This window comes from Pseudonocardia xishanensis (genome assembly GCF_039541715.1).
Lineage (GTDB): Bacteria > Actinomycetota > Actinomycetes > Mycobacteriales > Pseudonocardiaceae > Pseudonocardia > Pseudonocardia xishanensis.
Map to the genome: position 1 here is coordinate 1 of NZ_BAABGT010000110.1, position 6,434 is coordinate 6,434.

The 6,434-nt window shown below is 68.3% G+C and carries 7 protein-coding genes and 1 pseudogene; 1 reads left to right on the forward strand and 7 read right to left on the reverse strand.

What is annotated here, in order from left to right; all coding sequences use genetic code 11:
• Positions 1–229: 229 nt before the first annotated feature.
• Positions 230–1,634: pseudogene (locus tag ABD993_RS32320) on the reverse strand (IS1380 family transposase).
• A gap of 184 nt (positions 1,635–1,818) precedes the next feature.
• Here ABD993_RS32320 and ABD993_RS32325 point away from each other — a divergent pair.
• Complete coding sequence (locus ABD993_RS32325; protein WP_345426758.1) at positions 1,819–2,082, forward strand: hypothetical protein; 264 nt, start codon at positions 1,819–1,821, stop codon at positions 2,080–2,082.
• 339 nt (positions 2,083–2,421) lie between these two features.
• On the opposite strand, the gene ABD993_RS32330 is transcribed toward ABD993_RS32325, so the two are convergent.
• From ABD993_RS32330 to ABD993_RS32355, 6 genes are read right to left on the reverse strand one after another with little or no spacing between them, the layout of a single operon-like run.
• On the reverse strand, positions 2,422–3,333 hold the full coding sequence (locus ABD993_RS32330; protein ID WP_345426760.1) for a mycofactocin-coupled SDR family oxidoreductase: 912 nt from the start codon (positions 3,331–3,333) through the stop codon (positions 2,422–2,424).
• Complete coding sequence (locus ABD993_RS32335; RefSeq protein WP_345426762.1) at positions 3,330–3,665, reverse strand: VOC family protein; 336 nt, start codon at positions 3,663–3,665, stop codon at positions 3,330–3,332. Before ABD993_RS32335 ends, ABD993_RS32330 begins: the two co-directional genes overlap by 4 nt.
• Before the next feature lie 16 nt (positions 3,666–3,681).
• Complete coding sequence (locus ABD993_RS32340; RefSeq protein ID WP_345426764.1) at positions 3,682–3,840, reverse strand: hypothetical protein; 159 nt, start codon at positions 3,838–3,840, stop codon at positions 3,682–3,684.
• A gap of 53 nt (positions 3,841–3,893) precedes the next feature.
• Complete coding sequence (locus ABD993_RS32345; RefSeq protein WP_345426766.1) at positions 3,894–4,319, reverse strand: hypothetical protein; 426 nt, start codon at positions 4,317–4,319, stop codon at positions 3,894–3,896.
• The gene (locus ABD993_RS32350; protein ID WP_345426769.1) at positions 4,310–5,578 is read right to left on the reverse strand and encodes a cytochrome P450; all 1,269 of its coding nucleotides are present in this window, start codon (positions 5,576–5,578) and stop codon (positions 4,310–4,312) included. Before ABD993_RS32350 ends, ABD993_RS32345 begins: the two co-directional genes overlap by 10 nt.
• 25 nt (positions 5,579–5,603) lie before the next feature.
• Entirely contained in the window at positions 5,604–5,792 is a 189-nt protein-coding gene (locus tag ABD993_RS32355; protein ID WP_345426768.1) for a ferredoxin, read from the reverse strand.
• Positions 5,793–6,434 lie beyond the last annotated feature (642 nt).

A 6,434-nucleotide genomic window follows, 5' to 3' on the forward strand; every position in this document is an offset into this window, starting at 1 on the left:
GCACGAGGCATGGCCGGAAAACTACACCAGTGTCACTCTAACTGAACGGTATTGGCCCTAGCCCGGATCTTGCGTCGGGTGGTGCTGGCTTGATTGACACCGGTGCTGGCCGGTGGAGTGGGGCTGATTCTGCCCGTCGGGTGTGACAGTTCGGCCGAGGTCGCTCGGGTGGGCGCCGGTTCCACTGGTCCGGTCGGGTTCCTCGGTCGTGGTGGCGGTGAGGTCGTACTCAGCCGGGAACGGCGAGTGCGCGCAGCCTGGTGAGGCCGTCGCAGAGCAGGTCGGCCCAGGGCGCGTGCGCGGGTAGATGCAGAACGGTCCGGCGGGCGTGTCGAGCTCGCGCAGCGGGGATGGAGAACAGGCGCAGGCGCAGGCGTTTCGGCTCCCAGCGCCGCGCCGGGTGGTCGGTGTAGGCGAGCATCTGCGCCCAGGCTGTGATCTCGCAGGCCAGCGCGACGACCGCTTGCCAGATGCGGTTCTGGTCCAGTTCGTGCAGTGGCAGGTTGGTCAGCCCGGTGTCCTTCGCCGCGCGAATGCGGTCCTCGGCGCGGGCGCGTCGGCGATGCCGCAGCTCGAGGTCGGCGTGTTGGCGGCCGGGTCCGCCGGGGCGGGTGTCGATGGCGAACGCGGTGTAGCACAAGCCGTCCGGGTCGGTGATCCGCAGCTGCGCCCCGGGATGTGGTCGTTCGCGGCGGACGATCACTCGCATCCCGGTCGGCCAGGATGTGAGGTTCATCAGGCCGGTGGCCTCGATGACCCAGGCCCCGGGTCGGGGTTCTCGGTCGGTGTCCAGAGCGGTCTGCCAGTCCGTGGCGGGCAGGGCGGCGAGCTGGTCGACCAGAGCTTGAGTGAGGCCGAACCCGACCGAATAGGACAGACGCTGCCCGTGGAGCCGGTCGAGGAGCTCGTGGGACGCGCCGGCGCCGTCGACCCGGACCAGGACCTTACGGCCGGCTGCCGGGCTTGTGTCCGGGCAGTTGACGCAGGGCGGCGCGGATGACGGTGATGTGGTCGGCGGCGGTGTTCGACCAGGCGTTGCCCGGGCGCAGCAGCGCGGCCAGCGGCTCTCCGGTGCCGTCGGGGCCGTGGTCGACGAACGCCCACAACGGGTGGTGGCCGTAGCCCTTCTTGAGCGTCGGCGCAGCACCCTGCTTGTCCGAGTGGGCGGTCACCAGCGTGGCGTCCACGTCGATGACCAGCGGGTTCGCCGAGTCGGTGGCGTGATCGGGAGCCGCCTGCCCGGCGAGTGCCCAGGCGTGGGCCCGTGCTGTGGCGCGGGCGGTGTCGATCGCCGCCAGTGCGGCGGTCGAGTCGGCGGCGAGGCGGTCGACCGTGCGTGACACCGTCGGATCCGAGGCGACCGAGCCGAACAGAGCGGGCTCGGCACGCAGCAACGCGATATCGGACAGGCAGTCCCCGCCCACGGCCAGCGCGAGCGCGAGGTCGAGCAGGACCTTCGCCGGGTCGTGGACCGCCAGACGCGGCCGCCACGGCTCGAGCACCGTCGACAGTGCGTGGTCGAGCCCGACCTTGGCGATGGTCTCGGTCAGCAGCCGCGTCCCGGCATACGACACCACCGTCGTCGCGGCCGTGTCGAGGTCCGGGCACGGGTAGAACCCGATAGCCTTCTTCACCTGGAGGGTGCTCCTGCCTGCGCGACGATAGAGACTTCAGCAATCCCTATTCTCGCTGCTCAGCGGCACCCTCCAGCCTACTGACACGCCCTACTCGGCGAACCGCGATGAAAGCCCCGGGGTAGGCTTCGGGCCGCGAGGACTGCGGCTCGCACGAGGACCGGCTCGGGCAAAGGAGGACAGGATGGCGCTGGAGCACGGCGACCTTGAAGCGGTGACCATCGAGGTCGGCGACGTCTCTCGGTGGACCGCGCTGTTCGAGGACATCCTGGGGTCTGGGTTCGAGCCCTCGCCCGCTCGCGAGGATGGCAAGGTGGCAGTGGTCCATCCAGCGGGGGTGACTCTCCTGCAGGGCGCAGACTTCGCGCCTGCTTCCACAGCAGCCGCGGATGTCGAGAGGCGGCGGGTGTGGGCCGAGGGCATCGCGCGTGGACTGAGCACGACGTGATCGTGGCGTCCCTCTGCCCGCGTTGAGTCGACGCCTCGGTGGCTATGCACGATCGGTGTCTCCCAGCTGGAGCAGATTCCGTCGGGACGGTCGAAGCCCAGGTCGGCGCCGACCTCGACGCTCGGCTCCAGGATCGTCCCGCTCGCCGGGTCGGCGAGCCTGAACGACATTCCGCCGTCCGTCTGGTCGACCCGGCGTGCGAACCAGCAGCTTCAGGTTCGGCGTCTCGCCGAGCGCAGGCTCGATGGCCCGGTGGATCTAGCCGGCCGACGTCGCCCCGATCTCCGGCGAGCTGCATTGCGCGAGGCTCCGACTGTCCTCGGTGCAGCTGTCGTCTGGTCAGCGGGACGCACTGGGGGCAGGCTGGGCAGATCCGCCGCCTGATCGCAGACTCGACCCTGCATCGATCTTCATCTCCTGCCCTGTGATGTAGCGGGCCTCGTCGGACGCGAGGAAGAGCAGCGCCTCTGTCACGTCGACTGGCTCGACCCAGGGGACCGGCAGGAGGTTGGTCGCCGTCAGAGCCTGTCGGGCCTCGGGCATCCCCGGAGCGGCGTGGTCGGGGAGGAAGAGACGGAACAACGCCTCGTTGAGAATCATGTCCGTCGCGACGCTGCCAGGGTGGAGCGAGTTGACCCGGATCGAATGCGGTGCCAGCTCGATGGCCACGGACTTCATCAGGCCCGCCACGGCGTGCTTCGACGCAGCGTAATGTGCGGCGTTCGGCAGCCCACGCAGTCCAGCGGCCGAGCTGGTGAGCACGATGCTGCCGCCGGTGCCCTGCTCCAGCAGGGTGGGGACCGTCGTTCTGATCGTGTTCCAGACGCCGGTGAGATTGATGTCGATCACCTCCCGCCAGGCGCTCTCGGGGATCTCGTGTGTCTGCTGGCCGAAGGCGAAGACTCCCGCGTTGGCCACGACGATGTCGAGACGGCCGAACTCGTCGAGGCCTCGGTCGAGCACGGCGGCCAGGGAAGCGACGTCCCGGACGTCGGACACCTCGGCGACGACCCGCCCTCCGTCATCCCGGATGGCGGAGGCCGTGGTCTCCAGGTCCTCGACCGTCGACCCCGGGTACAGCCCCCTGGTCGCGTCGACCTCGTGGCAGAGGTCGACCGCGATGATCGACGCGCCCTCGCGGGCGAGAGCGAGTGCGTGGCTGCGGCCCTGGCCCCGGGCGGCTCCGGTCACGTAGGCGACCTTGCCCGCGAACCGACCTGTCTTGGCTCGTGATGCCGTCTGCTCCGTCATCGGGGCACCTCCAGCGGGCGGTGGCTGCGAGGCGGCGAACGTCGCACGGACGGTCGCTCGATGAGCTCGTACACCACCTCGTGACGGTCGGGGAGGGTGAAGTAGGCGAACCCTCCGCGACCGTCTGCCCCGGTGCCGTATCCCTCCTGGATGACCCGGCCCGAGTTGACGCGGACGACGTGCTCTACAGCGCGGTGGATGTCGGGGACGAAGTACCCGACGTGGTGGAGACCGTAGCCGTGCGTCCGGATCCAGTCGTGGTAGATGCTGGGGCCGGAGAGAGGCTGGACGAGCTCGATCTGTGGGTTCGCGCCGGTCACGGCGATGCGCATCGAGAAGCGTCCCGGTTCAGATCGGTAGGTCGCGCCGTCCATCCATCTCGAGGATCTGCCACTCGTCGTGCCGGGCGAACTCGGACCAGCGGCGCGTGGACTCCTCCAGATCTTCGACGAGGAAGGCGATCTGGGAGGGTTGTGAGGCGGAGGCGAGGGGGTGTTGGTCAGGCACGCTGGCTCCAGACTCGCGCGATACGCGCGCGTGGGGGTGCGACGGGTGGTGGCTCATGCGGTCATCCGGGCCATGGTGTCGTGTACGCGCAGCATGAACCGGTCCGCCGCGGCGCTCTTCGCGCCGAACCGCACGCATCCACCAGTCCGCAGCAGCACGTCGAGAGCCGCGCCGGCCCGTTCGGGATTGGCACCGTACTCGATCTTGATGAAGTCTCGTGCCGCCGCCCAGTCCAGCCGTACGCGATACTCGGCGAGCGGGTCCGGGGCCCGGTAGAACGAGGTCTTGGCCCCGTCGACCCGGCAGCTCCATCCCACTGGGCGGCCGTCCTGGCGCCGCAGGCGGGCGGGCACGTTCACGAACGTCTCCGACATCGAGAACCGGACGTCCATCTTTGGCGCCAACTCCGTGATCACGGTTCCTATCCGCTCGAGCCAGGCCTCGCCCGCGTACTCCAGCCGCTCGGTGTTCACGTCCATCGGACGGGCATCGAGTTGGCGCCACGGATGTTGAAGGAGTCCTTCCAGTCCAACGGGCCTGTGCCCGCCCGCTCCAGCTTGGTGGGAAGGCGGACGATGTGATTGAAGGCCTCGCGGACTTCCAGCCGCGCGAGATGGGCGCCCATACAGAAGTGCGTGCCGAGACCGAATGCCACGTGCGGATTGGGGTCCCGACGAATATCGAACGTGTCGGCCTCAGCGAACGTCCTCGGGTCTCTGTCGGCCGCCCCGAGCAGCGCGAACGCCCGGTCGCCCTCGTGGATCTCGTGACCGTAGAAGTCGAACGACTCGCGTGCCACGCGCATCAGCGACGCGCGGGGAGGTGCGTCGTAGCGCAGGAACTCCTCGACGGCGACCGGCACCAGCTCCGGATCGGCCCGGAGCATGTCGTACTGGTCGTCGTGCTCGATGAGCAGCCGCATGCCGTTGTTGAGCATGTTCGCCGTCGTCTCGAAACCGCCGACCATGAGAATCAGGCACATCGAGATGACCTCGTCGGAGCTGAGGCGGTCGCCCTCGAGAAAGGTGGACAGCAGGTCGTCCTGAGGCTCTCGTCGTCGCTCCTCGATCGCGGCGCCGAAGAACTCGACGATGGCCCCTGCCAGCTGGTCCGCCTCCGCGAGCATGTCCTCCGTGTGGGCGGGGGGCTCCATGATCCTGATCATCATCTCAGCCCACTCGATGAAGTCCTGCCGCCGATCCGCCGGCACCCCGATCATCGTCGTGATGGCCTCGACGGGCAGGTGGACGGCGAAGTCGTGCAGGAAGTCGAACTCGGCGACCTCACGCAGGGGCTGGAACCTCTCCACCACGATCGCGGCGACTTGCTCGCGCCAGCGAAGGATCATCCGCGGCGTGAAGCTGGAGGACACCTGTCGCCGGAGTCTGGTGTGGTCGGGAGCATCTCGGAACACCACGTTGCGCATGAAAATGCGTTGTGAGAGCTGCAGCTCGTCGTCGGGGGCGAACGGGTCGCGTCCCCACCGGTGGTCGCGGAGCATCGCGTTGACGCTCGCATAGGAGACGGCGAGATGAATTCCGTTCCCGGCTCGGAAGAACTCGTCGGTCTCCCGCATTCGACGGTAGAGCGGGTAGGGGTCGGCCCGCGCCTCTGCTCGTCTGGGGTCACCGGGTGTGAGGAATGCGTCGACCTCATCTTGCAGAGTGATCTCGGGGGTGGCCGAGGTCGTCATCGTCCTCGCCTCTCTTGTCGGCGTCTCGGGTCCAACTCTGGGCATGGCGGCGTAGGGTTCACGGTTCCTGTCAGCGGAGTACGATTGCTGCCTTTGGGCAGCGCCGGACTGCTGCGTCCACCGCCTCGACGTCTTCGCCTCGAACCTCCTCCTGGAGGACGACGAGACGGTCGTCGGCGGCCAGGTCGAAGTACGTGGGTGCGAGTCCCACACAGACAGCGTTGCTCTCGCACAGGACGTCGGATACGTGGATCCTCATCTTTTCTCCAGTGATGGTGCTCGGGCATGGGAGCCGCGCCGATCAGAGGCCGAGGACGAGCCGATCCCCGCCGCCCTCGAGACGCAGATCATCAGGCAGTCATTCGCCGCGCGTTCCCACTCGGTCAGCACGGAGTCGCGATGGTCGACGGCTCCCGACAGGACGGGCGTCTGACACGCCCCGGCAAGTCCCCTCGCGGCACGAGGACCCGAGGTTCGCACCTACTGCCTCGGCGGCGCGGAGGGTGGATCTGTCTGTCGGTACCTCGACGCTGAGGCCGCTGCGTGTGAACTCGACGGTGACGGCCTGGAGGGAGTGCACTCGTCGGCGCTTCGGGCGGCGAACCGTTCGACGTGGAGCGAGCTGTGGGTCCGTTCCGCACATGCGCTTTCGGCGGCGTCGAGCAGTCCCTCTGGTCACAGCAGTACACGGCGAGTTTGCGCTGTGTGCCGGGGTCCTCCTCGACGAGAAGATCCGTCAGAGAAACGCGCCCGGACTCGTCCTGCGGCCAGACAGTCACTCTGTCCGGGTAGCAATCGGTGAGCTGCTGGCGCAACGCCATCGAGCTCCGGGTCCGCCCGCCCTAGGGCATGTCTCCCAAAGCCTGTAACCAGGTGACTATGGCTTTGAGGACCGCGCCGC

Coding starts and splice junctions, on each gene's coding strand:
- ABD993_RS32325 (WP_345426758.1), top strand. CDS start 1,819: ATGGCGCTGGAGCACGGCGACCTTGAAGCGGTGACCATCGAGGTCGGC.
- ABD993_RS32330 (WP_345426760.1), bottom strand. CDS start 3,333: ATGACGGAGCAGACGGCATCACGAGCCAAGACAGGTCGGTTCGCGGGC.
- ABD993_RS32335 (WP_345426762.1), bottom strand. CDS start 3,665: ATGCGCATCGCCGTGACCGGCGCGAACCCACAGATCGAGCTCGTCCAG.
- ABD993_RS32345 (WP_345426766.1), bottom strand. CDS start 4,319: ATGGACGTGAACACCGAGCGGCTGGAGTACGCGGGCGAGGCCTGGCTC.
- ABD993_RS32350 (WP_345426769.1), bottom strand. CDS start 5,578: ATGCCCAGAGTTGGACCCGAGACGCCGACAAGAGAGGCGAGGACGATG.
- ABD993_RS32355 (WP_345426768.1), bottom strand. CDS start 5,792: ATGAGGATCCACGTATCCGACGTCCTGTGCGAGAGCAACGCTGTCTGT.